Source organism: Streptomyces sp. NPDC056486 (assembly GCF_042795295.1).
Lineage (GTDB): Bacteria > Actinomycetota > Actinomycetes > Streptomycetales > Streptomycetaceae > Streptomyces.
Genome location: NZ_JBHTSF010000129.1, coordinates 1 through 26,013, shown reverse-complemented (window position 1 = coordinate 26,013; position 26,013 = coordinate 1). Strand labels below are relative to the sequence as shown.

The 26,013-nt window shown below is 69.9% G+C and carries 24 protein-coding genes; 8 read left to right on the top strand and 16 right to left on the bottom strand.

What is annotated here, in order from left to right; all coding sequences use genetic code 11:
- Nucleotides 1-14 precede the first annotated feature (14 nt).
- The 6 genes from ACFQ7F_RS34870 to ureA all read right to left on the bottom strand — a co-directional run bounded on the left by ACFQ7F_RS34870 (nucleotide 15) and on the right by ureA (nucleotide 7,005).
- Nucleotides 15-1,322, bottom strand: a complete 1,308-nt coding sequence (locus ACFQ7F_RS34870) for a TolB family protein (RefSeq protein WP_383279581.1) — start codon at nucleotides 1,320-1,322, stop codon at nucleotides 15-17.
- A gap of 82 nt (nucleotides 1,323-1,404) precedes the next feature.
- Nucleotides 1,405-2,700 (bottom strand): TolB family protein, encoded by a 1,296-nt coding sequence (locus ACFQ7F_RS34865; protein ID WP_383279578.1) that lies wholly within the window; start codon nucleotides 2,698-2,700, stop codon nucleotides 1,405-1,407.
- Nucleotides 2,701-2,860: 160 nt separating this feature from the next.
- Nucleotides 2,861-3,409, bottom strand: a complete 549-nt coding sequence (locus ACFQ7F_RS34860) for a TetR/AcrR family transcriptional regulator (RefSeq protein ID WP_383279584.1) — start codon at nucleotides 3,407-3,409, stop codon at nucleotides 2,861-2,863.
- Between the two features lie 102 nt (nucleotides 3,410-3,511).
- A complete protein-coding gene (locus ACFQ7F_RS34855) occupies nucleotides 3,512-4,528 on the bottom strand; it encodes an agmatine/peptidylarginine deiminase (RefSeq protein ID WP_383279576.1) in 1,017 nt (338 codons plus the stop codon).
- A gap of 33 nt (nucleotides 4,529-4,561) precedes the next feature.
- Nucleotides 4,562-6,250: an urease subunit alpha gene (locus tag ACFQ7F_RS34850; protein ID WP_383279573.1), complete on the bottom strand. Its 1,689-nt coding sequence runs from the start codon at nucleotides 6,248-6,250 to the stop codon at nucleotides 4,562-4,564.
- Nucleotides 6,247-7,005 carry an urease subunit gamma gene (gene ureA / locus ACFQ7F_RS34845; RefSeq protein ID WP_383279570.1) on the bottom strand — a complete coding sequence of 253 codons (759 nt, stop codon included), beginning with the start codon at nucleotides 7,003-7,005 and terminating at the stop codon, nucleotides 6,247-6,249. Before ureA ends, ACFQ7F_RS34850 begins: the two co-directional genes overlap by 4 nt.
- Nucleotides 7,006-7,167: 162 nt before the next feature.
- On the opposite strand from ureA, the gene ACFQ7F_RS34840 reads away from it, so the two are divergent.
- Nucleotides 7,168-8,598, top strand: a complete 1,431-nt coding sequence (locus tag ACFQ7F_RS34840) for a cytosine permease (protein ID WP_383279567.1) — start codon at nucleotides 7,168-7,170, stop codon at nucleotides 8,596-8,598.
- On the opposite strand, the gene ACFQ7F_RS34835 is transcribed toward ACFQ7F_RS34840, so the two are convergent.
- The 3 genes from ACFQ7F_RS34835 to ACFQ7F_RS34825 form a co-directional block, all read right to left on the bottom strand.
- Complete coding sequence (locus ACFQ7F_RS34835) at nucleotides 8,579-9,355, bottom strand: class I SAM-dependent methyltransferase (protein ID WP_383279564.1); 777 nt, start codon at nucleotides 9,353-9,355, stop codon at nucleotides 8,579-8,581. The two genes, ACFQ7F_RS34840 and ACFQ7F_RS34835, sit on opposite strands and share 20 nt — an antisense overlap.
- A 232-nt stretch (nucleotides 9,356-9,587) precedes the next feature.
- Nucleotides 9,588-10,703: a branched-chain amino acid aminotransferase gene (locus tag ACFQ7F_RS34830; RefSeq protein ID WP_383279561.1), complete on the bottom strand. Its 1,116-nt coding sequence runs from the start codon at nucleotides 10,701-10,703 to the stop codon at nucleotides 9,588-9,590.
- 243 nt (nucleotides 10,704-10,946) lie between these two features.
- Nucleotides 10,947-11,987, bottom strand: a complete 1,041-nt coding sequence (locus ACFQ7F_RS34825) for a 3-isopropylmalate dehydrogenase (protein ID WP_383279558.1) — start codon at nucleotides 11,985-11,987, stop codon at nucleotides 10,947-10,949.
- A gap of 150 nt (nucleotides 11,988-12,137) precedes the next feature.
- Between ACFQ7F_RS34825 and ACFQ7F_RS34820 the strand changes: the two genes are divergently transcribed.
- On the top strand, nucleotides 12,138-13,727 hold the full coding sequence (locus tag ACFQ7F_RS34820) for a purple acid phosphatase family protein (protein ID WP_383279556.1): 1,590 nt from the start codon (nucleotides 12,138-12,140) through the stop codon (nucleotides 13,725-13,727).
- 36 nt (nucleotides 13,728-13,763) lie between these two features.
- On the opposite strand, the gene ACFQ7F_RS34815 is transcribed toward ACFQ7F_RS34820, so the two are convergent.
- Together ACFQ7F_RS34815 and ACFQ7F_RS34810 are read right to left on the bottom strand one after the other, a co-directional pair.
- Entirely contained in the window at nucleotides 13,764-13,892 is a 129-nt protein-coding gene (locus ACFQ7F_RS34815) for a hypothetical protein (RefSeq protein WP_383279553.1), read from the bottom strand.
- Between the two features lie 220 nt (nucleotides 13,893-14,112).
- On the bottom strand, nucleotides 14,113-15,033 hold the full coding sequence (locus ACFQ7F_RS34810) for a LysR family transcriptional regulator (protein ID WP_383279550.1): 921 nt from the start codon (nucleotides 15,031-15,033) through the stop codon (nucleotides 14,113-14,115).
- A gap of 101 nt (nucleotides 15,034-15,134) precedes the next feature.
- Between ACFQ7F_RS34810 and ACFQ7F_RS34805 the strand changes: the two genes are divergently transcribed.
- Nucleotides 15,135-16,151, top strand: coding sequence for an NADP-dependent oxidoreductase (locus ACFQ7F_RS34805; protein ID WP_383279547.1), 1,017 nt, complete (start codon nucleotides 15,135-15,137; stop codon nucleotides 16,149-16,151).
- Here the strand turns inward: ACFQ7F_RS34805 and ACFQ7F_RS34800 are convergent.
- Nucleotides 16,148-16,675 carry a GNAT family N-acetyltransferase gene (locus ACFQ7F_RS34800; RefSeq protein ID WP_383279544.1) on the bottom strand — a complete coding sequence of 176 codons (528 nt, stop codon included), beginning with the start codon at nucleotides 16,673-16,675 and terminating at the stop codon, nucleotides 16,148-16,150. The two genes, ACFQ7F_RS34805 and ACFQ7F_RS34800, sit on opposite strands and share 4 nt — an antisense overlap.
- A 220-nt stretch (nucleotides 16,676-16,895) precedes the next feature.
- Here ACFQ7F_RS34800 and ACFQ7F_RS34795 point away from each other — a divergent pair, with 220 nt between their 5' ends.
- Nucleotides 16,896-17,615 (top strand): nitroreductase family protein, encoded by a 720-nt coding sequence (locus ACFQ7F_RS34795; RefSeq protein WP_383279541.1) that lies wholly within the window; start codon nucleotides 16,896-16,898, stop codon nucleotides 17,613-17,615.
- On the opposite strand, the gene ACFQ7F_RS34790 is transcribed toward ACFQ7F_RS34795, so the two are convergent.
- Nucleotides 17,594-18,730, bottom strand: coding sequence for an alkene reductase (locus tag ACFQ7F_RS34790; RefSeq protein ID WP_383279538.1), 1,137 nt, complete (start codon nucleotides 18,728-18,730; stop codon nucleotides 17,594-17,596). The two genes, ACFQ7F_RS34795 and ACFQ7F_RS34790, sit on opposite strands and share 22 nt — an antisense overlap.
- Nucleotides 18,731-18,804: 74 nt before the next feature.
- On the opposite strand from ACFQ7F_RS34790, the gene ACFQ7F_RS34785 reads away from it, so the two are divergent.
- The gene (locus ACFQ7F_RS34785) at nucleotides 18,805-19,179 is read left to right on the top strand and encodes a MerR family transcriptional regulator (protein WP_383279535.1); all 375 of its coding nucleotides are present in this window, start codon (nucleotides 18,805-18,807) and stop codon (nucleotides 19,177-19,179) included.
- 97 nt (nucleotides 19,180-19,276) lie between these two features.
- Here the strand turns inward: ACFQ7F_RS34785 and pruA are convergent, their stop codons facing one another.
- Both pruA and ACFQ7F_RS34775 read right to left on the bottom strand, forming a co-directional pair.
- Complete coding sequence (gene pruA / locus ACFQ7F_RS34780) at nucleotides 19,277-20,908, bottom strand: L-glutamate gamma-semialdehyde dehydrogenase (RefSeq protein ID WP_383279532.1); 1,632 nt, start codon at nucleotides 20,906-20,908, stop codon at nucleotides 19,277-19,279.
- Between the two features lie 50 nt (nucleotides 20,909-20,958).
- Nucleotides 20,959-21,885 (bottom strand): proline dehydrogenase family protein, encoded by a 927-nt coding sequence (locus tag ACFQ7F_RS34775; protein WP_383279528.1) that lies wholly within the window; start codon nucleotides 21,883-21,885, stop codon nucleotides 20,959-20,961.
- 180 nt (nucleotides 21,886-22,065) lie between these two features.
- On the opposite strand from ACFQ7F_RS34775, the gene ACFQ7F_RS34770 reads away from it, so the two are divergent.
- Nucleotides 22,066-23,235, top strand: a complete 1,170-nt coding sequence (locus ACFQ7F_RS34770; RefSeq protein ID WP_383279525.1) for a PucR family transcriptional regulator — start codon at nucleotides 22,066-22,068, stop codon at nucleotides 23,233-23,235.
- A 96-nt stretch (nucleotides 23,236-23,331) separates the two neighbouring features.
- Nucleotides 23,332-23,682 carry a hypothetical protein gene (locus ACFQ7F_RS34765; RefSeq protein WP_383279522.1) on the top strand — a complete coding sequence of 117 codons (351 nt, stop codon included), beginning with the start codon at nucleotides 23,332-23,334 and terminating at the stop codon, nucleotides 23,680-23,682.
- A 48-nt stretch (nucleotides 23,683-23,730) separates the two neighbouring features.
- Here ACFQ7F_RS34765 and ACFQ7F_RS34760 read toward each other — a convergent pair whose 3' ends face one another.
- Entirely contained in the window at nucleotides 23,731-24,318 is a 588-nt protein-coding gene (locus tag ACFQ7F_RS34760) for a TetR/AcrR family transcriptional regulator (RefSeq protein ID WP_383279519.1), read from the bottom strand.
- A gap of 97 nt (nucleotides 24,319-24,415) precedes the next feature.
- On the opposite strand from ACFQ7F_RS34760, the gene ACFQ7F_RS34755 reads away from it, so the two are divergent.
- Entirely contained in the window at nucleotides 24,416-25,972 is a 1,557-nt protein-coding gene (locus tag ACFQ7F_RS34755) for an MFS transporter (protein ID WP_383279516.1), read from the top strand.
- Nucleotides 25,973-26,013 lie beyond the last annotated feature (41 nt).

Sequence of the window (26,013 nt, the reverse complement as noted above, 5' to 3'; positions counted from 1 at the left end):
CATGACGACCGGGCTCAGCGCAGGTGGCGTACGAAGACGTCCCGCACCCCGTTGGTGTCGCCGACCACCAGATTCGTGGCGTCCGACGAGAAGGCGACGGTCCTGGCGTCCGAGCTGACCGCGTAGTGGGACACGCTGGAGTCGGCGTCGCCGCCGCCCTCGGGCACGTCCACGCGCTGGTTCTTTCCGGTGCGCAGATCGCGTACGTAGAGGGAGCCCTTGCCGGGATCGTCGGCGACGAGGCCGGAGGCGCCGGAGTGGAACACGACGCGGCGGCCGTCCGGAGTGATCCGGGCCTCGAACGAGTTGCCGTCCGTCTGGCCGCCGTCGGCGTCGTACACGATCCGCTCGATGGCGTCGGTGCGCAGGTCGATGCGGAAGATGTCGTACTTCTCGTTGGTGTCGCCCGGGACCAGATCGCCGGACCGGGCGGAGAAGACGCCGTACCGCCCGTCCTTGCTCAGCGAGTCGACACCGACCTCGCGGTCGGCGCCCGACGGTGTGAGGTCGAGCCGCCTGCCCTGGCCCGCCTTCATGTCGTAGAGGTAGGTGCGGCCGTCGAGACCGGGGCGCTGCTGGCCGATCGAGTAGCCGATGTGGCTGCCGTCGGCGCTCACGGTGAACTGCCCGATGAAGTACGAGGAGCTGGCGCCTCCCGTGACGATCTCGCTGATCCGCTTGGTGGTCCCTTTCTTGCGGTCGCGGACGTACACGCCGGAGTTCATCCCGTCGATGTAGTCGCCGTTGTCCTTGAGCTGCGAGACGAACGTGACGTACCGGCCGTCCGCGCTCGTCCGCGCGGGTGTCGTACCCTCTCCGGTCACGGGCTTGTCCGCGTCCGAGAGGCTGACGAGCTCGGTCCGCTTCTTCTTGAGGTCCCGCAGGTAGATGCCGCTGTAGTAATGGCCGTCCTCGTCGTACGAGACGGCGGCGAACGTCACGTAGCGGCCGTCGGCGCTGATGGTCGGCCGCTGGCTCACGTAGTCGGTGAACTCGGCGCCGGAGTCCTGCACGCTGACCCGCTCGACCGTGCCGCGCCGCAGGTCACGTACGTACACATCGGGCCAGGTGTCGGTGTCGCCCGGCACGAGGTTCTTCGCCTCGGTCGAGAAGACCACGTACCGCCCGTCGGCGCTGACGTCCGGCAGCTCCGACGCCCCGTCGGCCTGCGTCCCGTCGGGGGCGACGCTGATCCGTTCGGTGCCCGGCGCGGCGTCGGGTGCCGCGGACGCGGCCGGCAGGGTGGCGGCCGTGACCGCTGCGACGAGTGCGGCGGCGGCCAGGGCGGCGCGCAGCTTGGTTCTGTGCGTCGTGCTGTGCATGGTCAAGTCCCCCGTGTTTTCTTGGTGTTCTGTGCGGGTGCCGCGTTCTGTGCGTGCAATGTCTGTGATGCGCGGGATGCTCTTACGGTTGCGGGACTCCTGGAACTGTCCGCAAGAAGATGTCGGACACGCCATTGGTGTCCCCCGGCACCAGGTCCGCCGACTTCGATTCGAAGGCCACGACAGTCCCGTCGTCGTTGACCGAGGGGTGCTGCGCCGCCAGGTCGTTGCGGCCGCCGTTCAGGTCGGCACTGATCAACTGCGTTGTGCCGGTGGCCAGTTCGCGCAGGTACACGGAGGGGACGGAGCCCTTCCCGCGATTCTTCGCCGAGATGTACGCGACATGGGTGCCGTTCTTGGAGAGCGACGCCTGCGCGGTGTACCCCTTCTTCTTCGGGGCCTTCACCAGCGTGGTCGTGCCCGCGTCGAGGTCGCGCACGAAGACGTTCGTGTCGCGGTTCTTGTCGCCGGACGCCAAGTTGGAGGCGCGCGATTCGAAGGCGACGCGACGCCCGTCGTAGCTGAGCGACGCGCCCGAGGACGGCCCGTTGGCCGCGCCCCCGTTCAGCGCCACGGACACCTTCTCCAGAGCGCCGGTGGTCATGTTCCGGACGTAGATGTCGCCGCCCTGCTTGTAGGAGACGTACTCCCCCTGGGAACTGATCGACGGGGCATCCGCGGCCTCGGCCGATGCCTCGCTGACCAGGTCGGTGGTGCCGCCGTTGAACTTGAAGCGGTAGACGCGCGGTTGCGGCGTCGGGTCCGCGTCGGTGGCGGGAAGGGTGGCCGTGTAGACGACCCACTGGCACCCGGGGTCGACGTGGGGCTGCCCCATCGAGGTGAAGCGCACCCCCTGGTAACTGTGGAGCCCGGTGATCTTCCCGACCGCGCGATTGCGGATGTAGACGGTCGGCCGGTGGTCGGGCTTCGGCGGACTGCCGAGGGTCGTGGACTCGGAGACGAAGCCGACCATCCGCCCGCTGGCGCAGGGCGCGCCGCCGTACGAAGGTCCGTTCGCGCCGTAGTTGACGCTCGAGAGACCGCCGGAGTCCAGGACGGACACCCCGGACAGGCCGTCGGCGCCCCCGTCGGAGGTGAAGGCGACCACGCGGCGATCACCCATCGCCGGGTCGTACGACGGGTCGGCGAGCTGCTCGCCGGTGGTGGTCGTGCTGACCCGCTCGGTGTACGGCGGCACCGGGTCCGGGTCCGGGTCCGGGTCCGCGTGGGCGGGAAGCGCTCCCATTGTGCCGAGCGGGGCGGCCAGGCCCGGGACGTAGCGGCCGTTCCCCGCCGACGGCTCGTGCGGCGCGGCCTGCGCCGCGGCCGGTATCACGGCCGTGCCGAGTGCCGTGACGAGTAAGGCGCTCAAGGACACACGCCCGACAAAGGGCACACGTCTAGCAGTGGACATGGTTTCCCCCAAAACCTGTCGTGACCCCCGGCCCGATACCGAAGGCCCACGGGGATACAAGCGCACCCCCAGGGGACACACAATCCGCCGGAACGCGTACAACCTAGACGGGGGTAACGGGGTCCTAGGAGGAGCTGGAGGCGAGTGCTCCGTCCAGGAACTCCCTTACGTGCGCGAGGATTTGGTCACGGCTCGTGCCGCGCAGGCCGATCGCCACATGGATGGAGAATCCGTCGAGCAGCGCCCGAAGGCGCGCCGCGAACCGGTCGGGGTCCAGGGCCCCGAACTCTGCCCGCGAGACGCCCTCGGCGAGCAGCGCCACCAGGTCGCGGTGCCAGGCGCTCTCGATGGCGACCTGCCGGTCGCGCTCGTCCTCGTCGGCGTTCAGGGAGCGGTTCCAGACCTCGAGCCAGAGCGTCCAGTGGGGGTCGCCGGGGGCGTCGGGGACGTACAGATCGACGTACGCGTCGAGTCGCTCGCGGGCCGTGCCCCGCCGTGCGAGCAGCCTGCCGCGCGCGGCGCCGCGCGCGGACTCGCTCCACTCCAGGGTGCGCAGGAGCAGCTCGTCCTTGGTGCGGAAGTAGTAGAGGAGGTGGCCGCTGCTCATGCCGACCTCGCGGCCGAGCGCGGCCATGGTCAGCTTCTCCAGGCCACGCTCGGCGATCATCTCCATGGCAGCGGCAAGGACGTCCTCGCGCGGTGGCGCGTTCTTCCGGCGGGCGGCCTCGGCCACGGGGACTCCTGCGGTGATTCGTCTGACGCTGGATCTCTAGATCTACGGGACCTTCGGCTGCTGCTGGGTGATGCAGTGGATGCCACCACCCCCGGCAAAGATCGTACGGGCGTCCACGAGCGTCACGGTCCGCTCCGGGAAGAGACGGCGGAAGATGCCTGCCGCGATCTCGTCGCGCGGGTCGTCGAAGCCGCACAGGACGACGCCGCCGTTGCAGAGGTAGTGGTTGATGTAGGAGTAGTCGACCCAGCCGTCGTCGTCGGTGAGGACCGTCGGCGCGGGGACCTCGACGATCTGCAGGGTGCGGCCCCTGGCATCGGTCTGCCCCCGCAGGACCCCGATGATCTCCTTGCTGACCTCGTGATCCGGGTGGGCGGGGTCCTGCTGCGAGTGGACGAGCACGATTCCGGGCGCGGCGAAGGCGGCGACGATGTCGACGTGCCCCCGGGTGCCGAACTGCCCGTAGTCACCGGTCAGGCCCTTCGGCAGCCAGATCGCTTTCTCCGTGCCGATACGGGCGTGGACCGCCTCCTCCACCTGCTCGCGGGTCAGGCCGGGATTGCGTCCCGGGTCGAGCTGGACCGTGTCCGTCAGAAGGACCGTGCCCTCGCCGTCGACGTGGATGCCGCCGCCCTCGTTGACCAGGGGCGACGAGTGGACGGGCACGCCCGCGATGTCGGCGACGTGCCGGGCGATCTTCGCGTCGTGGTCCCAGCGGGCCCAGTCCTGGCCGCCCCAGCCGTTGAACGTCCAGTCCACGGCGGCGAGCCGGTCGCCTTCGCGTACGAAGGTGGGGCCGATGTCGCGCATCCACGCGTCGTCCAGATCCCGCTCGACCAACTCGACGTCAGGGCCGACCAGCGCGCGGGCCGAATCGCTCTGGCCGGTGCCGACGATCATCGTGACGGGTTCGAAGCGGCGTACGGCACGAGCGACGCCCGCCCAGGCGGCACGCGCATCGGCCAGCTCACGCTCGTCCGTGAAGGTGGTGTTGGGGCCCGGCCAGGCCATCCAGGTGCGCTCGTGCGGGGCCCACTCGGCGGGCATGCGGAAGGTCATGGTGATCCCCTGAAAGAAGGACTGGAGGAAGGGCTAGAGGAAGTAGAGGCGGTTGAGCGAGACGGAGTCGGCGGGCTCGGAGCGGACCGGGTCGCCGTCGAGCGTGACCAGGCCGGAGCGCTGATCGACGTCGATGGATCCTGTACGGGAGTTGAGGCGCAGATCGGCGGGCCCGATACCCCGGGTGCCCCGCACGGCGACCCTGCGCCGCCGGGTCGGCATCTGGTCGTTGCCCTGGTCGACGGCGGCCTGTGCGACGAAGGCCACCGAGATGTCGGCGGGCGTCGCGCCGTACGCCCCGAACTGTGGCCCGAGAACGAGAGGCTCGCAGGTGTCGGTCGCGGCGTTCGGATCACCCACGACCCCGTAGGCGGGGAAGCCGGACTTCAGTACCAACTGCGGCTTGGCGCCGAAGAATTCGGGCCGCCACAGCACTATGTCGGCCATCTTCCCGACCTCGATGGAGCCGACCTCGTGGGCCAGGCCGTGAGCGATGGCGGGGTTGATGGTCAGCTTGGCCATGTAGCGCAGGACGCGCGCGTTGTCGTCCCCTGCACCGTCGCCGTCCATGGGACCGAGCTCGGCCTTCATCTTCCCGGCCATGGCGAAGGTCCTGCGTACGGTCTCGCCCGCGCGACCCATGCCCTGCGCGTCCGACGAGGTGATTCCGATGGCGCCCAGGTCGTGCAGCACGTCCTCGGCACCCATGGTCCCCGCGCGGATGCGGTCGCGGGCCATGGCGGCGTCGCCCGGCAGGTCGGTCTTCAGGTCGTGGACGGAGACGATCATCCCGTAGTGCTCGGCGACCGCGTCGCGCCCGAAGGGCAGAGTGGGGTTGGTGGAGGAGCCGATCACATTGGGCACGCCCGCCATCTTCAGGACGTTCGGTACGTGCCCGCCGCCGCAGCCCTCGATGTGGAAGGCGTGAATGGTCCGCCCCTCAAGCACCTGCAAGGTGTCCTCGACGGAGAGACATTCGTTCAACCCATCACTGTGCAGGGCGACTTGGACGTCATGCTCCTCGGCGACCCGCAGCGCGGTGTCCAACGCGCGCGTATGGGCGCCCATGTCCTCGTGCACCTTGAAGCCCGACGCACCGCCCTCGGCGAGCGCCTCGATCAGCGGGGCGTCGTGCGAGGACGAACCCCGGCCCAGGAAGCCGATGTTGACCGGCCAGGCGTCGAACGCGTTGAACGCGTGCCGCAGCGCCCAGGGGGAGTTGACCCCGACGCCCCACACGGGCCCGAATTCCTGGCCGATGATCGTCGTCACCCCGGAGGCGAGCGAGGCCTCCATGATGCGCGGCGAGAGCAGATGGACGTGGGTGTCCACGGCTCCTGCGGTGGCGATGAGCCCCTCCCCCGACACGATGGACGTGCCGGTGCCGACGACGACGTCGACCCCGTCGAGGGTGTCGGGATTGCCTGCCCGCCCTATGGCGTGGATACGGCCTTCCCGGATCCCGATCGACACCTTGCGGATTCCCTGCACGGCGTCGATCACCAGGACATTGCTGATGACGACGTCGCAGGTCTCACGGACGGCGGCGGCCTTCAGATGCAGCCCGTCACGGGCCGTCTTGCCGAACCCGGCGAGGAACTCCTCGCCGTACTTCTGCGCGTCGGACTCCACCCGGACGGTCAGGCCCGAGTCGCCGAGCCGGACGCGGTCGCCCGCGCGGGGTCCGTGCGTGGCTGCGTACGCGTACGGATCGATGCTCATCGGTCAGCTCCTCCTTCTGCTCCTCCGCCTGCTCCTCCGTCTGCTCCTCCGTCTGCTCCTCGGCTTGGGTCAGCTCCCAGATAGCCGCAGGCCACCGCCCTGCGCAGGGCCTCTTCCTTGGCGCCGGGCGCGTCGAGCGCGCCGTCCACCAGACCGGCGAAGCCGATCGCGACGCGCTCACCGCCGATCGACACGAGCCCGACATCGACGCTCTCGCCGGGCCCGAAGCGGACGGAGGACCCGGCGGGCACCGCGAGCCGCATGCCGTAGGCGGCGGAGCGGTCGAAGTCGAGCCGGGGGTTGGCCTCGAAGAGGTGGAAGTGCGAGGTCACGGAGACGGGCACGGTGGCGGTGTTGTGCACGGTGAGCGTCGCGACGGGCGCGAGCTCCGCGTGCGGCGGCCCGGGGAGCAGCGCTCCCGGAGCCTCACTCCCGAGCCCCGCCCCCGCCCCCGCCCCGATCGGCTGCGAGACGACCGCGAGCCGGGATCCGTCGTCGAAGACGGCCTCCACATGTACCTCGGTCACCACGTCCGCCACGCCCGGCAGGACGTCGTCGGGGCCGAGGGCCGAGCGGGCACGCTCGATCGCCTCGGCGAGCCGGGCGCCGTCGCGGGCCGCCTCGCACACCGTGTCCGCGATCAGCGCGGTCGCCTCGGGGACGTTGAGTCTGAGGCCGCGCGCCTTGCGGGCCCTGGCCAGCTCGGCCGCCCCGAAGAGCAGCAGCCGGTCGCGTTCCGTGGGGGTAAGCCGCACGCCACCACACCTCCATCGTTTGAACAACACTCTAACCACGAGATTGACGCGACGGAAACATTGACGTGCGAGCTTGACTCAGGTCACATTGAGCGGCACTCAAACAGTCGAACGGCGGCCTGTGTGCGCAGGCGGCCACGATCGAGCGTCAGGGGCACCCTCATGCCGATAGAACAGCGCGGAGTCGACACCATCCCGGACGGGGAACGCACCAGCGGCCCCCGCGATCTCATCTCGATCCTGCTCGGCTCCAACCTCTGCCTCGGGGTGATCGTCTTCGGCTGGCTGCCGGTGTCGTTCGGCCTCGGCTGGTGGGCGTCGATCACCTCGGTGGTGGCGGGCACGGTGCTCGGCACCGCCCTGACAGCACCCCTCGCCCTGGTCTCCCTCCGAACGGGCACGAACCTCTCCACCTCATCCGGCGCGCAGTTCGGCGTCCGGGGCCGCCTGGTCGGCTCGATCGTCGGCCTCCTCCTCTCCCTCGGCTACACCGCTCTGACCGTCTGGATCGGCGGCGACGTGATGGTGGGCGTCCTGCACCGCCTCACGGGGCTCCCGTCGAGCGGCCTCTCGTACGGGATCGTCTACGCGCTCCTCGCCGCCGCCACGGTGACGGGCGCGGTGTACGGCTACCGGGTCCTGCTGCGCCTCTCGCGCGTCCTCGCGGTCGGCATGACGGCGCTGCTGATCCTCGGCGTTGTGGCGTACGCCCCCGACTTCACGACGTCGTCGCTCCCCCAGGCGGGCGGCTACCTCCTTGGCTCGTTCTGGCCGACGTGGCTCCTCGCCCTGGTGGCAGCGGGTCTGAGCGGCCCGATCGCGTTCATCACGCTCCTGGGCGACTACACGCGTTACGTCTCCCCCACCCGCCACAGCTCCCGCACGGTCCTTCGGGCATCGTGGCTCGGCCTGCTTGCCGGCCTCCTCGTGCCGCAGCTCTTCGGTACGTTCACGGCGTACGCGGCGGGGGCGGCACTCGACTACGCGGGCCCGCTGGTCTCGGCGTCCCCCACCTGGTACTTGATCCCGCTCCTGCTCGCCGCGTCCGCGGGGTCGGTCGGCAACGCGGGCCTGATGCTGTACTCGATGGGCCTCGACCTGGACGCGATCCTGCCGCGTGCCTCGCGGGCCCGGGCGACGTACACGGTGGCGGTGGTCGCCACGGGGTGCGTGTTCGTGGGCCACTACGCGTGGGAGGCGCAGGACGCGATGACGTCCTTCGTCCTCCTCCTCACGGCGATCGGCACACCCTGGGCGGTGATCACCCTGATCGGCTTCGCACGCTGCCGGGGCGTGTACGACGCGGAGGCGCTCCAGGTCTTCAACCGCCGTTCCAGGGGCGGGATCTACTGGTACCGCGCGGGCTGGAACATCCCGGCGACGGCGAGCTGGGCCCTGGGCGCGGTGGTCGGCCTCGCCGCGGTCTCCCTCCCCTCCTACGAAGGGCCGCTGCTCTCCCTCACCGGCGGGGTGGACTGCAGTTTCCTGCTGTCGGGCGTGGTGGGCGGAGTGGCGTACGTGATCCTTGAACGCGGGCAGGTTCGCGTGCCTGCGGCGGAGGACGGCCCGGCGGTCAGTGTGCCGACGCCGTGATCAGCTCATGCAGATACCGTTTGACGATGACGCCGCCGTACGTCCCTTCGATCAACGCCCGTACGCAGCCGAGCAGTCCGTCGCGCTTCACGTCATCGAGAGCGCGGTGGCCCGAGTAGGTGCGCAGGACGTCGATGTACTGATCGGCGGTGTAGGTGATGTCCCGCGCGAAGCGCCGCACGGTGACCGGGCCCAGGCCGTCCGCGCGGTCGAGCTCGCCCGTGTCGCTGCGGACCGTGCTCTCCGCGGGCAGCCGCAGGTCCGGCTCGGTGGCGTCGGGGTCCCACCGTTCGTAGCACCCCTGCACCTCGACCCAGAACTCCGCACTGCCCCCGGCGACATGCTCGGTGGTGACGATCGCGAGAGTCCCGCCGGGACGCAGGGCTTCCCTCATCTTGGGCACGCGTACGGCCGGGTCGAGCCAGTGGAAGGCGGTCGCACAGACGACCAGGTCGTACGGCTTCGGGGGCAGCGCCCACGCTTCGAACTCGGCCACCTCTACGTGGGCCCGCGGGTACGGGGTGAGGTTGCGGCGGGCCACGGTGGCGAGGGCGGGGCCCAGTTCCACCGCGGTGAGGGTGCTGCCGGTCGTTGCTAGGGGCACCGTCAACTGCCCGGTGCCGGGAGCGATTTCCAGCACCCGGCTGCCGATGCCCAGGCCCGCCTGGGTGACCAACTCCTTGACCAACCCGGAGGGATACCGGGGCCGGGCCCGGTCATACAACTCGGCATCCCCGTCAAAGATCCCACGCAACATCCCCCCACTGTCCCACCACAGGCCCCTCCTGGCGGGCCTCTCCCCGGGACTCCCCCCCCGAAGCAGACAGGCGTCCAGTAGCGGATGGCGAGGACGGACATACCGGCGCGGCCCCGCACCCACGGACGAACCCGCACTGCACCCGCGCCAGCCCGCGCCCGGACAGCGTGAAGGCCGGGCCCGGGAGGGTCGCTTCCGGGGCCGGCCCTTACGCACGTATACGGCTAAGCCCTCAGCCGAGATCATGCATCCAGCCGTGCTGGTCCTTCGCCGTGCCGCGCTGCACGTCGAGCAGCGCCTCGCGCAGCCTCATCGTGACCGGGCCGGGCTGCCCGTCGCTCTGCGTCCATTCGCCCGAGCGGCTCTTCACCGTGCCCACGGGAGTGATCACGGCCGCGGTGCCGCACGCGAAGACCTCCGTCAGCGTGCCGTCGGACGTGTCCGCCTGCCACTGGTCGATCGAGACCCGCGACTCCTGCGACTCGTAACCCAGGTCGCGGGCGACCGTGAGCAGCGAGTCCCGGGTGATCCCGGCGAGCAGCGAGCCGGTGAGGGTCGGGGTGACGATCACAGGCTTCTCATTGGCTTCAGCCCCGTACACGAAGTACAGGTTCATCCCGCCGAGCTCCTCGACCCACTTGTGCTCCACGGCGTCCAGGTACGCCACCTGGTCGCAGCCCTTCGCCGCGGCCTCGGCCTGCGCGAGCAGGGACGCCGCGTAGTTGCCGCCGGTCTTGGCGTCGCCCACGCCGCCCGGGACCGCCCGCACGCGGTCCTCCGACAGCCAGATCGAGACGGGCTTGACCCCACCGGGGAAGTACGCGCCCGCGGGCGACGCGATGACGATGAAGAGGTACTCGTTGGCCGGCTTCACGCCGAGGCCGACCTCACTGGCGATCATGAACGGGCGCAGGTAGAGGGACTCCTCGCCGCCGTGCGCCGGAACCCACGCCTTGTCCGCCTTCACCAGCGCGTCGCACGCCTCGATGAACGTCTCGACCGGCAGCTCCGGCATCGCGAGCCGTCGCGCCGACCGCTGGAAGCGCTCCGCGTTGGCCTCGGGGCGGAAGGAGGCGACCGAGCCGTCGGGGCGGCGGTAGGCCTTGAGGCCCTCGAAGATCTCCTGCGCGTAGTGCAGGACGTTGGTCGCCGGGTCGAGCGAGAGGGGGCCGTACGGCGTGAGCTGACCGTCGTGCCAGCCGCGGCCCTCGGTCCACTTGATCGTCACCATGTGATCGGTGAAGTGGCGACCGAACCCGGGGTTGGCCAGGATCGCCTCGCGCTCCGCCCTGGACAGTGGGCTCGAGGTGGGCTTGAGCTCGATCGTGGTTGTCGGCGTCGTCGTCATGAGTACTAGTCCTTCACGGTGTGATGGTGACGGACCGCGCTCACGCCCGTACATCTCGTACTAGGACGTCCGAGTAACCCTGCATTCCGCGGTCCCACGTTCGATTATCGCTCGCGTGGCTCCGAGGAAGAAACAGCGTGAATGCGGCCCAGGGGTCGATGGTGGCACCCGGAGCCGCATACGAGAAGCCGCCGGGTCGTGAACCGGACCCGGCGGCTTCTGTGATTTCAGTGAGCTACCGGGTCAGCCCGCTACTCGTACGGCGAGCGCGTCGCCGATCTCTTCCGTGGTGCGGACCGTGTCGCCGCGCTCCGCGAGGTCGGCGGAGACGGCGGTCTCGATGCGCCCCGCCTCGGCCTCGTAGCCGAGGTGACGCAGGAGCAGTGCGACGGACAGGACGGTGGCCGACGGGTCGGCCTTGCCCTGGCCCGCGATGTCCGGCGCCGAGCCGTGCACGGGCTCGAACATCGACGGGAACTCGCGGCTCGGGTTGATGTTGCCGGAGGCCGCGACGCCGATGCCGCCGGAGACGGCAGCGGCGAGGTCGGTGATGATGTCGCCGAAGAGGTTGTCGGTGACGATCACGTCGAACCGCGCGGGGTCGGTGACGAGGAAGATCGTCGCCGCGTCCACGTGCAGGTAGTCGGTGGTGACGTCGGGGAACTCCTCGGCCACCTTGTTGAACACGTTCGTCCAGAGGTGCCCGGCGTACGCGAGGACGTTGTTCTTGTGGACCAGCGTCAGCTTCTTGCGCGGGCGGGCCTGGGCGCGGGCGAAGGCGTCACGGACCACGCGCTCCACACCGAAGGCGGTGTTGACGGAGACCTCGGTGGCGATCTCGTGCGGGGTGCCCTGGCGGATGGTGCCGCCGTTGCCCGTGTAGGGGCCCTCGGTTCCTTCACGTACGACGATGAAGTCGATCTCGGGCTGGCCCTTGAGGGGGGTCGCGACACCCGGGAGCAGCTTCGAGGGCCGCAGGTTGACGTGGTGGTCGAAGAGGAAGCGGAGCTTCAGCAGGAAGCCGCGCTCCAGGACGCCGGACGGGACCGAGGGGTCGCCGATCGCGCCGAGGAGAATCGCGTTGTACTGCTTGAGGGCATCGACGTCGGCGTCGGTGAGGGTCTCACCGGAGGCGTGGTAGCGCTTGGCGCCGAAGTCGAACTCCTTGGTCTCCAGCTTCACATCCTGCGGGAGGACGGCATTGAGGACCTTGAGCCCCTGGGCCACGACTTCCGGGCCGATTCCATCACCGGGGATCACTGCGAGATTGATGCTGCGAGACATGACGGCAGCCTACGCGTCGTCCCACGGGATGACACACGCAGTCCGGCATGCGGACACCCCTGGTCACGCCGCCCGCAGGCAACCGCATGGACACCCGGTCTTCACCTCCAGGCCTGGCGGGAGTTGAGGGCCAGTGGGAAGTTCCCCCTCATGGACACCCCCAACGTCGGGATACCGGAGCAGCTCGCGGCCGGGATGAGCATGCCGGAGCAGCACGAGTACCTGCGCAAGAAGCTCTCCCGCCGCAAGGTCCTTGCCGGTTCGTTCGCCACCGCGGGCACGGTCGGCGGCATCGGCCTGCTCGCCGGCAGTTCGGGCAGCGCCCGGGGCGGGCGCGCCTCGGCGTCGAGCCCGCTCGCCGCGCCGTCCGCACCGGTCAAGGTCGACGGCAAGCTGGTGGCGCCCTTCGCCCGGCATCTCGCCTTCGGGGCCGACCCGAAGACGCAGATGCGCGTCTCCTGGCAGGTACCGCTCGCGGTCAAGTCCCCTTATCTGCGGGTGGGGTTGAAGCCCTGGGAGCTGAGCCGGAAGATCGAGGCCGAGGTACGCGATCTGCACACCCCGTCCCTGTCGAAGAAGCTGCCCGCGGTCGAGCAGTACTACCTGCACGCGGCACTCGACGGCCTCAGGCCCGGCACGACGTACTACTACGGCGTCGGCCACGAGGGCTTCGACCCGGCCTCACCCGAGCGCCTCGCGACGATCGGCTCCTTCCGCACGGCACCGACGCAGGCGGAGAACTTCGTGTTCACGGCCTTCGGCGACCAGGGCGTGAGCTACCACGCACTCGCCAACGACCAGTTGATCCTGGGCCAGAACCCGTCCTTCCACCTGCACGCGGGCGACATCTGTTACGCCGACACCACCGGGCACGGCGAGGAGTCCGACACGTACGACGCGCGGGTGTGGGACACCTTCCTCGCGCAGACGGAGTCCGTGGCGAAGTCGGTCCCGTGGATGGTGACGACCGGCAACCACGACATGGAGGCCTGGTACTCGCCGAACGGCTACGGCGGCCAGTCCGCCCGCTGGTCGCTTCCGGAGAACGGTTTCGACCCGAAGAGCGCGCCGGGCGTCTACTCCTTCACGTACGGCAATGTCGGCGTCGTCGCGCTCGACGCGAACGACGTCTCGTACGAGATCCCCGCCAACAAGGGCTACACGGACGGCAGGCAGACCGCCTGGCTGGACAAGCGCCTGGGCGAGCTGAGGGCGGAGCGGTCCATCGACTTCGTCGTCGTCTTCTTCCACCACTGCATGTACTCGACGGCGAGGCACGCGTCGGACGGCGGGGTGCGCGACGCGTGGCTCGAGCTGTTCACCAAGCACCAGGTGGACCTGGTCGTCAACGGCCACAACCACGTCTACGAAAGGACCGACGCGGTCAAGGGCGGCAAGGTCGGCAAGCCCGTGCCGGTCGGCGCGTCGACCGATCCGACGCGCGACGGCATCGTGTACGTCACCGCGGGCGGCGCGGGCAAGGACCTCTACGACTTCCCGGCCGGTGTGCAGGACAGCTTCGAGGGAAACGTCAACGACCGCGATGCGATCGCATCCTTCCACTGGACGAAGTCGCGCCTGCGCGACCCGGACACAGTGGAGTGGTCACGGGTGCGCTACACCGGCTTCTCGTTCCTCGCGGTGGAGGTGACGGCCGGGGCGAACCCGAAGCTGACGGTCTCCGCGCTCGCCGAGAGCGGAGAGCGCGTGGACCACTTCGAGATCGTACGCGGGAAGTAGCGGTTGTCGGTGGTGGGGAGCGGTGGCGCGGGCGGGTCAGTGACCCGTCTCGCCGCCGTTGTCCCTGCGGTCGAGGGCCCGCTGCAGGGCTGCGGCGGCGTTCCTGCGCTCGGAATCGCTGGTACGGGAGGCGTGGCGGACTCGGCGTGCGGTCGTCTCGGCCATGGGAGATCCACTCCTTGAGGGAAGGGCAAGGTGATTTCGAGACTCCCCCACTGCCTAATGGGCGTGGGGGGACCCCCAGGGGCGGGGAGCGGAGCCGCAGGGGTTGCCTGCGTGGGGCTCCGGCTCACGACCGCCATTCGCTTGGTCGAGCGAGACGTTCGGCTTCTACAAAAGTAAGCGAGGACGGAGCGCCTGTCTCCACAATTACTCGGACTTCCTACTATCTGAGACGGCCTTCACTCTCCGTCGCCCCTTTGGCGGCTCTGAGCTCGCGGATGAGGGCGCGGACGGCGACCGTGGAGGCCAGCTCGGGGGTGGTGACGTAGCCCACCGAACGTGACGGGCGCTCCGGACCGAGATCGGTGATCTCGATTCCGTGCGGTGCTCCGTTCAGCGAGAGCTCAGGCATGATCGCCATGCCGAGACCCCTGCTCACCATCGAGAGCACTGCTCCGTCGTCCTCGGTCAGCACGGTCGCCTTCGGGATCCAGTCCTGCCCGGCCCACCACGTCCGGGTGTAGGAGCCGCAGTTCTCGTGCCAGTCCACCAGCGGCAGCGAGCGCGGGTCGGGATGTCCGGCCGGGTGCACGAGCGAGTAGGGCTCCTCGATGAGTACGTCGCCGATGAGCCCGGCGGGCACGGGCGAGTTCGCCCCGATCGTCGCGATGCCCACGTCGGCACGCCCCTCTGCGACCTCCCCCGCCGTACCCGCGCCCAGCTCACGGACGACGCGCACCTCCGGCTCGATGCCGGGGTGGCGGGCGGTGAGCCGCTCCAGGACGGGCGGCAGCAGATACAGGGCCACGCTGCGGAAGGCGGCGATGCGCAGCGGTCCCGCGACCGTGCCCCGCTCGGCGCCCCGGGCCTCGGCGACCAGGGTCTCCAGGAGCCGCAGGACGCGCCGGGCGTGAGCGGCAGCGGCGGCACCGGCCGGAGTGGGCGTCGCGCCCTTCCGGCCCCGCTCGAAGAGCACCGCTCCGACTTTGCGCTCCGTCCCGCGTATGGAGTGCGAGACCGCGGACTGCGTCAGGCCGAGAGTCTTGGCCGCCGCCGAGAACCCGCGCTCGCGGTCGACGGCGACGAGGATGCGGAGCTCGTGGGGTGCGAGGTCGGTGGCAGCGGTCTTCGGAACGGCATCCATCAGAGGTCCCACCTGCTTCTATGAGGGCCCCTCATGGGCCGGGCCGTTCCATGAGCGCAACCCTCTCCCCGGCCCCCGCATTCCTCCGTACGGTCACCGCCATGACCGAGACCGCGCTCACCGTGCACCAGACCGCCCGCCCTCACGGCTTCCCCACCCCCGCCGACTTCGCCTTCATCGAGTCCCCGCTGCCCGAGCCCACGCCGGGTACCGCCCTGGTGGAGAACCTGTACTGGTCGGTGGACCCCTACCACCGGGAAATGATGGACGGGGACTTCGCACTGAACGCCCCTCTGGAGGGCCGCGCCCTCGGCCGCGTCGTGGAGTCCCGCGACCCCGCGCTCCGCGAGGGCGAGATGGTCCTCCACTGGCAGGGCTGGCGCACCCACTCCGTCGTCACCCCCGCCGAGGTACGCGCCGTCCCTCACTTCGACGGCGTACCGCTCTCCGCGCACCTGAGCATCCTCGGCGGCACAGGCCTCACCGCCTACGTCGGCCTCACCCGCGTCGCCGAACTCCGCGAGGGACAGGACGTGTTCGTCTCCGCCGCGGCCGGCGGCGTGGGCACGGCCACCGGGCGGCTCGCCGGGCTGATGGGCGCGGGACGGCTCGTCGGCAGCGCGGGCACGGCGGCGAAGGCGGCCTACCTGACGGAACACGTCGGCTACGACGAGGTGTTCGACTATCACACGGGCCCGACGGCCGAGCTGCTCGCCAAGGCGGCGCCCGACGGGATCGACCTCTACATGGACAACGTCGGCGGCGAGCACCTCGAAGCCGCGATCTCCTCACTCCGGGAGTACGGGCGGATCGTACGCATCGGCACGATCACCCAGTACAACAGCACCGGCGCGCCGTACACCCTGCGCAACCTCCCCGACATCGTCGAGAAGAGCCTGCGCATGGAGGGGTTCCACCTGCGCAACCACTTCGACGTGCAGGAGGAGTTGAACGAGTTCGTGGTGCCGCATCTGCAGAGCGGGCGCATCGGGCTCGACGAGACCGTGGTCGACGGCTTCGGCGGCATCGTGGACGCGTTCCTGGGGATGCTGCGGGGCGAGAACCGGGGCAAGATCATCGTGCGGGCGGCAGGAGCCGCGGACTCGTCCGGCGTCTAGAAGACGTCTCCGTCGCGCCAGTCGATGAGGAGTTCGTGCACCGGGTCGAGGTCGGCGCCCCAGAGGAGCGGGGGCTCCTCGTCGGGCATGTGGATCACACCCTCCGGGCCGAGGGTGCCGACCGAGCCCTTCCACTCCTGCCAGCCGCGCGTGAGGTAGAGCCGCTGCCCCTCGTCCGACGCCGAGAGGGCGCCAAGGGTGTACGCCCGGTCGATCACCCGCTCCAGAGCGCCCATCACCCGCCCGCCGAGGCCCTGCCGCTGCCGGTCCGGACGGACGGCGACCGCCTCGACGTAACCGATGCGCAGCGAACGCCCGTTGTGCAGGATCCGGCGCTGGACCACGGAGCCGTGCGCGAGGAGGAGGCCGGAGCCGTCGTGCACGAGGGCGTGCATGCCGCCCAGGCCGTGGTCCCAGTCCTGATCGCTGAAGTCCCCGTCGAAGGCCTCGTCCATCAGCGCGCGGGCTGCGCGGAGTTCGGTGGGGTCGAGATCGCAGGTATGAGCCGTACGCAACGTGGTCACGCCTTCACCGTACTCAAGAGTGTGGCGTCGGTGGTCTCCTCCCAGCTGAGACGTACTTCCAGACGTCGAAGAACTGCTGGGAGAGCCGCGCCGCCGGGGCATGGTCAAGCTTCCCAAGGTGGGCCGGGTCCGCTGTATCCGGCCTTGCTCGGCGTCGGATTCACGACCGGTCTCTCATTGATCGTGACGGGATGGAGCTGACCGGAGCACACTCGGGAGCATGGCTGACGAGACCGCAGAACAGACCGCAGAGCGACCCTGGACCCCCATCCACGGCGAGCCCTACCGCTCCGTCCCGTACCGCCCCGAGCGCATGCCCGAGACCGAATCCCTCGCCCACGCAGCCGAGTTGAGGACGCGGATGCAGGAGCGGCGCACGGTGCGGCAGTTCGCGCAGGACCCGGTGCCCGCGCAGGTCGTGCGGGACGCCATCGCGTGCGCGGCGACGGCGCCGTCCGGTGCGCACCAGCAGCCGTGGACGTTCGTCCTCGTCCAGGACCCGGAGATACGCCGCCTGATCCGCGAGGCAGCGGAGCACGAGGAGCAGATCTCGTACGACGGCCGTCTCGGCGAGGAGTGGCTCGCGGCACTGCGCCCGCTCGGCACGGACGAGGTGAAACCCCATCTGACGGACGCGCCCGCGCTCGTCGTCGTCTTCCAACAGCGCTACTGGCTGGGCGATGACGGCGCCAAGCACAAGCACTACTACGTCGACGAGTCGGTCGGCATCGCGGTGGGGATGCTGCTGTCCGCGCTGCATCTGTCGGGCCTGGCCGCACTGATCCACACGCCGAGCCCGATGCGGTTCCTGTCGCAGGTCCTCGGCCGCCCGGAGAACGAGAAGGCGTTCGCGGTGATCCCCGTGGGCTATCCGGCGCCGGACTGCCAGGTGCCCGATCTCGTACGGAAGTCCCTTGATCAGGTCCTGGTGGAGGTCTGAGCGGAGACCAGTTCACGCTCCACCGGCTCCCGCTCCATGAAGGGGTAGTCGGTGTACCCCTCGGCCCCGTGGGTGTAGAGGTGCGCCGTGTCGATCTCCTGGAGCGGCGCGCCCGCCGCGAACCGCTCCGGCAGGTCGGGGTTGGAGATGAAGGCCCGCCCGTACGAGACCAGATCCGCCAGACCTTCGGCGAGTACCGCCTCGCCCGCCTCCCGCGTCGTCGGGTCACCGTTCTCGCCGACGTTGCCGATGAGGAGGCCGTGCCAGTGGGGACGCAGGTCGGTGAGGGCCGGATAGCTGGCGTTGTCGGTGAGGTGGAGGTAGGCCAGACCGAGGCCGTCGATCTCGTCGAGCAGGGCGCGGTAGACGGGGCCGGGGTCGGTCTCCGTCATCCCGAACTGCGGGTTGCCCGGCGAGAGACGCAGGCCGAGCCGCTCGGCACCGATGGCGTCGGCGACGGCGCGCACGACCTCGACGGCGAAGCGGATGCGGTCCGCGACCGAGCCGCGGCCGTACGCGTCGGTGCGGAGGTTGGAGTTGTCCGCGAGGAACTGGTGGATCAAGTAGCTGTTGGCGCCGTGCAGTTCGACGCCGTCGAAGCCCGCGGCGACGGCGTTGCGGGCGGCGTCCGCGAAGTCCTTGATCGCCGTGTGGATGTCGTCGAGGCTCATCTCGCGCGGGGTGACCGGGTCGGCCTTGCCGCCGTCGCGCACATGGACGCGGCTCGGGTCGACGAGTACGGCGGACGGCGCCGCGGGCACGTCCTCGTCGATCCGGGACAGCGGGTGCCCGTGCCGCCCGCCGTGCATCAGCTGTGCGTAGATCCGGCCACCGGCGGCGTGCACGGCCTCGGTGACCCGCCGCCAGCCCTCGATGTGCGCGGCGGTCTCGAGGCCCGGGAAACGCCATCCGCTCTGGCCCCGGCTGCTGGGCCAGATGCCCTCGGTGACGATGAGGCCCGCGCTCGCGCGCTGGGCGTAGTGATCGGCGACGACCGGCAGCGGGGTGCCGTCCTCCGTCGCCCGGTGGCGGGACATGGGCGCCATCACGATGCGGTTGGGGAGGTGCCCGATGGGGCTTGCGGAATAGGGGGCGAGAAGCGAAGTGTTCGTCATGCCGAAAAGGTAGAAGCTGACACCAGTGTCAGATTCAAGTGTGGAGGTACTTCAAGTGCGGAGGTACGCGTGACATGAGGATCGGCGAGCTGGCGAAGCGTACCGCTGTGAGTGAGCGGTCCCTCCGGTACTACGAGAAGCAGGGCCTGCTGCACGCGGACCGCACACCGGGCGGCCACCGCGACTACGCGGAGGCGGCGATCGACCGCGTCGTCCACATCCAGGAGCTGTTCGCGGCGGGCCTGTGCAGCGCGAAGATCGTGCAGCTGCTTCCGTGCATGCGGGACCAGGACGGCGGCCCTTCGAAGACCGCGACACCCTGGCTGGTGGAGGAACTGTCGGTGGAGCGGGCCCGGATCGACGGCATGGTCGAGGAGCTGCTGCGGGCACGGGACGTACTGGACGAGGTGATCTCGGCGGCGTCGGAGACGTCACCGGCGAGCGGCTGAGGGGGCCAAAGCCCCAGGGAGAAAAGACACCGCCCCCGACCGGGGTGGGGCCCAGGCCGGAGGCGGGGTAAAGAGGGGGCGCGAGGCCCCGGAGGGGCTAGCCCATGTGCGGGTAGCCGTACTCGGTCGGCGAGACCAGCGTCTCCTTGATGGCACGGGTCAGCGTCCAACGCTGCAGGTTCTGCGGCGCGCCGGCCTTGTCGTTCGTACCAGAGGCACGCCCACCACCGAAGGGCTGCTGGCCCACAACAGCGCCGGTCGACTTGTCGTTGATGTAGAAGTTGCCCGCGGCGTAGCGGAGCTTCTCCATCGTGTACGCCGCCGCCACACGGTCACCCGCGATGACAGAACCCGTCAGCGCGTAGTCCGACGCCGACTCCATCTGGGTCAGCATCTCCTCGTACTTGTCGTCCTCGTAGACGTGGATCGCGAGGAACGGGCCGAAGTACTCGGTGGTGAAGACCTCGTTGGCCGGGTCGGAGCACTCGACGACGGTCGGACGGACGAAGTAGCCGACCGAGTCGTCGTACGTGCCGCCCGCGACGATCGTGCAGGTCGGGTCGCTCGCCGCACGGTCGATGGCCGCCTTGTTCTTGGCGAACGCGCGCTCGTCGATGACGGCGCCGATGAAGTTCGACAGATCGGTGACGTCACCCATCTTGATGCCGTCGACCTCGGCCGCGAACTCCTCCTTGAAGCCGGAGTTCCAGATCGAGGCGGGGACGTACGCACGCGACGAGGCGCTGCACTTCTGGCCCTGGAACTCGAAGGAGCCACGGGTCAGCGCGGTCTTCAGGACGGCACGGTCCGCGGACGGGTGCGCGACGACGAAGTCCTTGCCGCCCGTCTCGCCGACCAGGCGCGGGTACGTGCGGTAGTTGGCGATGTTCTCGCCGACCGTCTTCCACAGGTGCTGGAAGGTCGGGGTGGAGCCGGTGAAGTGGATGCCCGCCAGGTCGCGGTGGGTCAGGGCCACCTCGGAGACGGCGATGCCGTCGCCGGTGACGAGGTTGATGACGCCCTTGGGAAGACCGGCCTCCTCAAGGAGCTGCATGAGCAGCACGGCGGCGTGCGTCTGCGTCGGGGACGGCTTCCACACGACCACGTTGCCCATGAGGGCGGGGGCGGTGGGGAGGTTGCCCGCGATCGCGGTGAAGTTGAAGGGGGTGATCGCGTAGACGAAGCCCTCGAGCGGGCGGTGGTCCAGGCGGTTCCAGACGCCGGTCGAGTTCGCCGGGGGCTGCTCGGCGAGCAGGTCACGGGCGTACTTGACGTTGAAGCGCCAGAAGTCGACGAGCTCACAGGGGGTGTCGATCTCGGCCTGCTGGGCGGTCTTCGACTGGCCGAGCATCGTGGACGCGGCGAGCGTCTCGCGCCACGTCGTGGAGAGCAGCTCGGCGGCGCGCAGGATGATCGCGGCGCGGTCGTCGAAGGACATCGCGCGCCACGCCGGGGCGGCGGCGATGGCGGCGTCGATCGCGTCCTGGGCGTCCTGCTGCGTGGCGCCGCGGCCGTTGCCGATGACGGCCTGGTGGTTGTGCGGCTGCACGACCTTGAAGGGCTCACCGCCACCGAGGCGCTTGACGCCGCCGATGGTCATCGACAGCTCGATGGGGTTCTCGGAGAGCTCCTTGAGCTTCGTCTCGAGGCGGGCACGCTCCGGGGAACCGGGTGCGTAGCCGTGCACCGGCTCGTTGACCGGCGCGGGGACCTGGGTGACGGCGTCCATGAGTTCCGTATCTCCTTATGGGGGGTCGGGGGAAGTCGGGAAAGGAGCGCTCAGCCCTTGGTGAGGATGGAGCGGGCGAAGAAGAGCAGGTTGGCCGGCTTCTCCGCGAGGCGGCGCATGAAGTATCCGTACCAGTCGGTGCCGTAGGCGGTGTACACGCGCATCCGGTGGCCCTCGGCCGCGAGCCGCAGGTGCTCTTCGCTGCGAATGCCGTACAGCATCTGGAATTCGTACTCGTCCAGTTTGCGCCCTGCGCGCCGTCCGAGCTCCTGTGCGATGGCGATCAGGCGCGGATCGTGGGACCCGATCATCGGGTACCCGGCACCCTCCATCAGGATGCGCATGATGCGTACGTACGCCTTGTCGATCTCCGCCTTGTCCTGGTACGCGACCTCGGCGGGCTCCTTGTAGGCGCCCTTCACGATGCGTACGCGGCTGCCCGCGTCGGCCAGGCGGCGGGCGTCGTCCTCGGTACGGAAGAGGTAGGACTGGATGACGCAGCCGGTCTGCGGGAAGTCCTTCCGCAGCTCCTCGTGGATGGCGAACATCGAGTCGAGGGTGGTGTGGTCCTCGGCGTCCAGGGTGACGGTGGTGCCGATCGCGGCGGCGGCGATGACGACCGGGCGGACGTTGGCGAGGGCCAGCTCGTGGCCGCCGTCCAGCGCCTGGCCGAAGCTGGACAGCTTGACGGACATCTCGGCCTTGGTGCCGAGGCCGAGGTACTTGAGGCGCTCCACGAGCTCCAGGTAGGCGTCGCGCGCGGCGGCGGCCTGCTCGGGCGTGGTGATGTCCTCGCCGACGACGTCGAGGGTGACCTCGAGGCCCTTGTCGGCGGCGTCCGTGATGATCGGCACGACCTGGTCCACGGTCTCACCGGCGATGAAGCGGTCGACGACCTGCTTGGTGCCCGGGGCCGCCGAGACGAAACGGCGCATCTGGTCGCTGCGCGACGCGGCGAGGATCACGGGACCCAGCACGGGCACCTCCACGGGGAGTAGATACGGGGCCGTACCTGGATATGCGTAACAACCCGGTACGGCACGGAGAACCACCGTGAAACTTAAGGATCCCTCCGATCCGGGGCCATCGACAGCTGTCACGCATCCGTGCCCTGGATCTCAGACATCTGTCTGAAGGTGGGGCGGAACTACGTCAGAATGGACAGTGTGAAAGGTGATTACCAGGAACTGGTCGACGAGATCTCAGCCCTGCTCGGCGCCCCCGCGACACTGGAGAACCGCGATTTCGAGCTGATCGCGTTCGGCGCGCACGACAGCGGCGGCGACACCGACTTCGACGCGACGGCTCTCGACCCGGTGCGCACCCGCTCGATCCTCACGCGCCGCTCCACGGCCGGGGTCCGCACCTGGTTCGAGAGCTTCGGCATCACCCGCGCGACGGCCCCGATCCGCATTCCGCCGACTCCTGAGGCGGGCGTCCACCGCGGCCGGATCTGCGTTCCCGTACGGCATCGGGGGTTCGCCCTGGGCTACGTATGGCTGCTCGACGACGATCCGGGGCCCACGGACGCCCAGCTGACCGCCGCCATGGAGGTCGCCGCCCGCATCGGCGCGCTGCTCGCCGACGAGGCGCAGGCCGGCGCCGACCTGACCCGGGAGTTCCGCGCCGTCCTGACGGCCGAGCGGGGCTGGCAGCGGGACATGGCCGTGGCCGACCTGCGCACGGCACTCGGCCCGCGCGGCGAGGGCCTGCACGCGGTGGTGTGCGTCGCCCCCTGGCCTTCCGCCGACCCGGACTCCGCCCCTTCGGTCCGTACGGTGCAGGGGGCGACCGCCCTGTGCACGGTGCCGTGGGGCACGGCGGGCCAGAGCCTCGCGGTGCTCGTCCGGGTGCGCTCGGCGGACGTGCTCACGCCCGCGGTGTCGGCGGCCACGCGGCTCCTGGAGTCGGCGGCGTCCGCGGCGGCGGGGATCGCGAGCGCCCGGCACGGCCTGGAGGAGCTCGGCGCCGCCTGGTGGGAGGCGTCGACGGCGGCCCGCGCGGCCCGCGCCGAACCACGCTTCGCCCCCGTGGCCCAGTGGTCGGACGTGGGCCCCTACCGCCTGCTCACGTCCCTGCCCGCCGAGGCCGCCCAGGACCCGGTGGCCCGCGCGCTCCTCTCCCCCGCCCACCGCGAACTCGCCCGCACCGCCGAGGTGTTCCTCGACTGCGCGGGCCAAGCGGGCCGCACGGCAGCGGAGTTGGGAATCCACCGTCAGACGCTCTACTACCGGCTCTCGCGGGTGGAGCAGCTCACCGGCCTCGATCTGGACGAGGGCGAGGACCGGCTGCTGCTGCACATGGTCCTGAAAGCGTCACGACTGTAAGCGCCTGGAAACGAACGATTACAGCCATGATCGTGGGGCGATATGGTTCTCGGCGCCCGAACATCCGTCTCACACCCACGGGAGAACGAACACCTCATGAAGTTCAGACTGTTGGCCCCTGCGGTCGCCTTCTCCGCCCTCGCCCTCGTCGGCACCACCGTCGCCACCAGCGGCACCGCCGTCGCCGCGTCGAAGCCCGACTGCTCCCGCGGCATGGCCAACGTCCCCGCCAAGGAGGCGGTCAAGGTGCGCACCCACACGAAGGTGGGGGCCACCGCCGTCAGCCAGTGGAACAAGGGCAAGAAGGGCTTCCTCTGCAACGACGGCAAGTTCTACACGGGCCAGAAGTACAAGCTGTGCGGCAAGACCAGCACCAAGTGGCTGTACGGCAGCGAGTTCGGCAAGAAGCGGGGCTGGGTCCCTGCCGCCTGCATCAAGTGGTCGTAACCGCATAACCATCACCGCCCTGAGGCAGGCCCGCGCTACGGTCCTGCCTCAGTCGGTCTCGGCCACCCGCTCCATCACGCGCCGCAGCCCCTCGGTCAGCTGCTCGGCGTCGGTCGCCGACTCCTCGTCGAACAGCCACTGCACCATCAGGCCGTTGAGCAGCGTCGTATAGAAACGCCCCTCGGTCTCCACGACGTCATCGGTCAGGTCACCCTCCGCGATCCCGGTGAACATCGCGGCGAGCCCGCGCCGCCCCTCCACCTGCGCCTTGGCCAGCAGATCGCGAATGCCCGCGAGCCGCTCCCCCTGCGTGACGACCTCCAGGCTCAGCATCCAGATCGCCCGCGACTCGGGGATCGAGCGGATGACGTTCGCCCACGTCTCCCGGAACCGCTCGATGCCGCTGCCCTCCGCGACACGCGCCGCGCCGACCGCACCCTCGAACCCGTCGCCCATCGGTTCGATGAGCGCGACGTACGCCTCGACGAGCAACGCGTCTTTCGAGCCGTAGTGGTAGCCGATGGACGCCAGGTTGGTCCCGGACTCCTTCACGATGTCGCGCGCCGTCGTACGCACGAACCCCTTCTCCAGCAGGCAGCGCTTGGCGCCTTCGAGCAGATCCTCACGGTGTCCCATACCGGCCAGCGTACTCCCGATCCATACGGACGTCCCAGACCGCCGTCTTACACACCCGTACTAGACAAGCGTTTAAGACGCTCGTACAGTTCTCGTCATGACGAACTCGACGCACGAACAAGCGAATTCGGCGGTCCCCGAGCGCGCGGGCCGCAAGGAGTGGACCGCGCTCGCCGTCCTGATGCTGCCGCTGCTCCTGGTCTCGATGGACGTCTCGGTCCTCTACTTCGCGGTCCCCGCGATCAGCGCCGACCTGGAGCCCAGCGGCACCCAGCAGCTGTGGATCTTCGACATCTACGCGTTCGTGCTCGCAGGTCTGCTGATGACGATGGGCTCGCTCGGCGACCGCATCGGCCGCCGCAAACTCCTCATGATCGGCGCCCTCGCCTTCGGCGCGGCCTCCCTGACCGCCGCCTACGCCAACAGCGCCGAGCTCCTCATCGCGGCCCGCGCGGTCCTCGGCATCGGCGGCGCGACCCTGATGCCGTCCACGATGGCCCTCGTCCGCACGATGTTCCGCGACGCCGGGCAGCGCGCGAAGGCGATCGGCATCTGGTCCGGCGTGATGGTCGCCGGTATCGCGCTCGGCTCGGTGATGAGCGGTGTCCTCGTCGAGCACTTCTGGTGGGGCTCGGTCTTCCTGGTCAACCTGCCCGCGATGGTGCTGCTCCTGGTCCTCGCCCCGGTCCTCATCCCGGAGTCCAAGGACCCGAAGCCGGGCCGCTTCGACCTGCTGAGCGTGCCGCTGTCCATGGCCGCCGTACTGCCCGTCGTCTACGGCCTCAAGGAGATCGCCGCCGAGGGCCTCGAACCCGCGTACGTCGCCTCGCTCACCGTCGGACTCGTCTTCGCCGCCCTCTTCGTCCACCGCCAGCGCACCACGGCGTCCCCGCTGATCTCCCCGGCCCTCTTCCGTGGCCGAGGCTTCGCCCCCGCCGTCCTCCTGAACCTCATCTGCTCCCTCGCGATGATGGGTTCGGCCTACTTCACCACGCAGTACCTGCAGTCCGTCCTCGGCAAGAGCGCCATGGAGGCCGCCCTGTGGGCGCTGCTCCCCTCGGTCCTCATCGGCTTCGCCGCACCGGTCGCCACGGCTCTGGTGCAGCGGGGAATGAACCGCGCCTACGTCGTCTCGTCCGGCTTCGCCGTCTCGGCGTGCGGATACGGCCTGCTGACCCTCATCGGCACCGACTCGATGTGGACGGTCCTCGCCGGTGCCGGGCTCCTCGCCTGCGGCGCCGTGGTCGTCGGCTCGCAACTCACCGACCTGGCCCTCGGCTCGACCCCCACCGAGAAGGCGGGCTCCGCGTCCTCGCTCCTGGAGACGGGCCAGGAGTTCGGCGGCGCCCTCGGAATGGCGCTGCTCGGCTCCATCGGCAACGCGGTCTACCGGAACGAGATCCCGGACTCGGCCCCGGCCGAGGCCCACGAGACGCTCGGCGGCGCCCTTGCGGTGGCCGGGCACCTGCCGGACAAGGCGGCCTCGGCGCTGACCGACGCGGCCCGCGAAGCATTCACCAGCGGCATGCACGTCGCGGCGCTCACCGGGGCGGCGGTACTGCTGCTCGCGGCGGCCCTGGCGGCGGTGACGCTGCGGCGGGTCACGCCGACAAAGGCCCCCGCGGAGCCGGAACCCGCGAAGGTACTCGCTTGATACCGCAAGACAAACGCCGGACGGGCTGGAGAATTCCAGCC

What these genes read in the sequence shown, in the direction of transcription:
- ACFQ7F_RS34870 (WP_383279581.1), bottom strand. Translation starts at nt 1,322, where the DNA reads ATGCACAGCACGACGCACAGAACCAAGCTGCGCGCCGCCCTGGCCGCC.
- ACFQ7F_RS34860 (WP_383279584.1), bottom strand. Translation starts at nt 3,409, where the DNA reads ATGGAGATGATCGCCGAGCGTGGCCTGGAGAAGCTGACCATGGCCGCG.
- ACFQ7F_RS34855 (WP_383279576.1), bottom strand. Translation starts at nt 4,528, where the DNA reads ATGACCTTCCGCATGCCCGCCGAGTGGGCCCCGCACGAGCGCACCTGG.
- ACFQ7F_RS34850 (WP_383279573.1), bottom strand. Translation starts at nt 6,250, where the DNA reads ATGAGCATCGATCCGTACGCGTACGCAGCCACGCACGGACCCCGCGCG.
- ACFQ7F_RS34840 (WP_383279567.1), top strand. Translation starts at nt 7,168, where the DNA reads ATGCCGATAGAACAGCGCGGAGTCGACACCATCCCGGACGGGGAACGC.
- ACFQ7F_RS34835 (WP_383279564.1), bottom strand. Translation starts at nt 9,355, where the DNA reads ATGTTGCGTGGGATCTTTGACGGGGATGCCGAGTTGTATGACCGGGCC.
- ACFQ7F_RS34830 (WP_383279561.1), bottom strand. Translation starts at nt 10,703, where the DNA reads ATGACGACGACGCCGACAACCACGATCGAGCTCAAGCCCACCTCGAGC.
- ACFQ7F_RS34825 (WP_383279558.1), bottom strand. Translation starts at nt 11,987, where the DNA reads ATGTCTCGCAGCATCAATCTCGCAGTGATCCCCGGTGATGGAATCGGC.
- ACFQ7F_RS34820 (WP_383279556.1), top strand. Translation starts at nt 12,138, where the DNA reads ATGGACACCCCCAACGTCGGGATACCGGAGCAGCTCGCGGCCGGGATG.
- ACFQ7F_RS34815 (WP_383279553.1), bottom strand. Translation starts at nt 13,892, where the DNA reads ATGGCCGAGACGACCGCACGCCGAGTCCGCCACGCCTCCCGTACCAGC.
- ACFQ7F_RS34810 (WP_383279550.1), bottom strand. Translation starts at nt 15,033, where the DNA reads ATGGATGCCGTTCCGAAGACCGCTGCCACCGACCTCGCACCCCACGAG.
- ACFQ7F_RS34805 (WP_383279547.1), top strand. Translation starts at nt 15,135, where the DNA reads ATGACCGAGACCGCGCTCACCGTGCACCAGACCGCCCGCCCTCACGGC.
- ACFQ7F_RS34795 (WP_383279541.1), top strand. Translation starts at nt 16,896, where the DNA reads ATGGCTGACGAGACCGCAGAACAGACCGCAGAGCGACCCTGGACCCCC.
- ACFQ7F_RS34790 (WP_383279538.1), bottom strand. Translation starts at nt 18,730, where the DNA reads ATGACGAACACTTCGCTTCTCGCCCCCTATTCCGCAAGCCCCATCGGG.
- ACFQ7F_RS34785 (WP_383279535.1), top strand. Translation starts at nt 18,805, where the DNA reads ATGAGGATCGGCGAGCTGGCGAAGCGTACCGCTGTGAGTGAGCGGTCC.
- pruA (WP_383279532.1), bottom strand. Translation starts at nt 20,908, where the DNA reads ATGGACGCCGTCACCCAGGTCCCCGCGCCGGTCAACGAGCCGGTGCAC.
- ACFQ7F_RS34770 (WP_383279525.1), top strand. Translation starts at nt 22,066, where the DNA reads ATGGACAGTGTGAAAGGTGATTACCAGGAACTGGTCGACGAGATCTCA.
- ACFQ7F_RS34765 (WP_383279522.1), top strand. Translation starts at nt 23,332, where the DNA reads ATGAAGTTCAGACTGTTGGCCCCTGCGGTCGCCTTCTCCGCCCTCGCC.
- ACFQ7F_RS34760 (WP_383279519.1), bottom strand. Translation starts at nt 24,318, where the DNA reads ATGGGACACCGTGAGGATCTGCTCGAAGGCGCCAAGCGCTGCCTGCTG.
- ACFQ7F_RS34755 (WP_383279516.1), top strand. Translation starts at nt 24,416, where the DNA reads ATGACGAACTCGACGCACGAACAAGCGAATTCGGCGGTCCCCGAGCGC.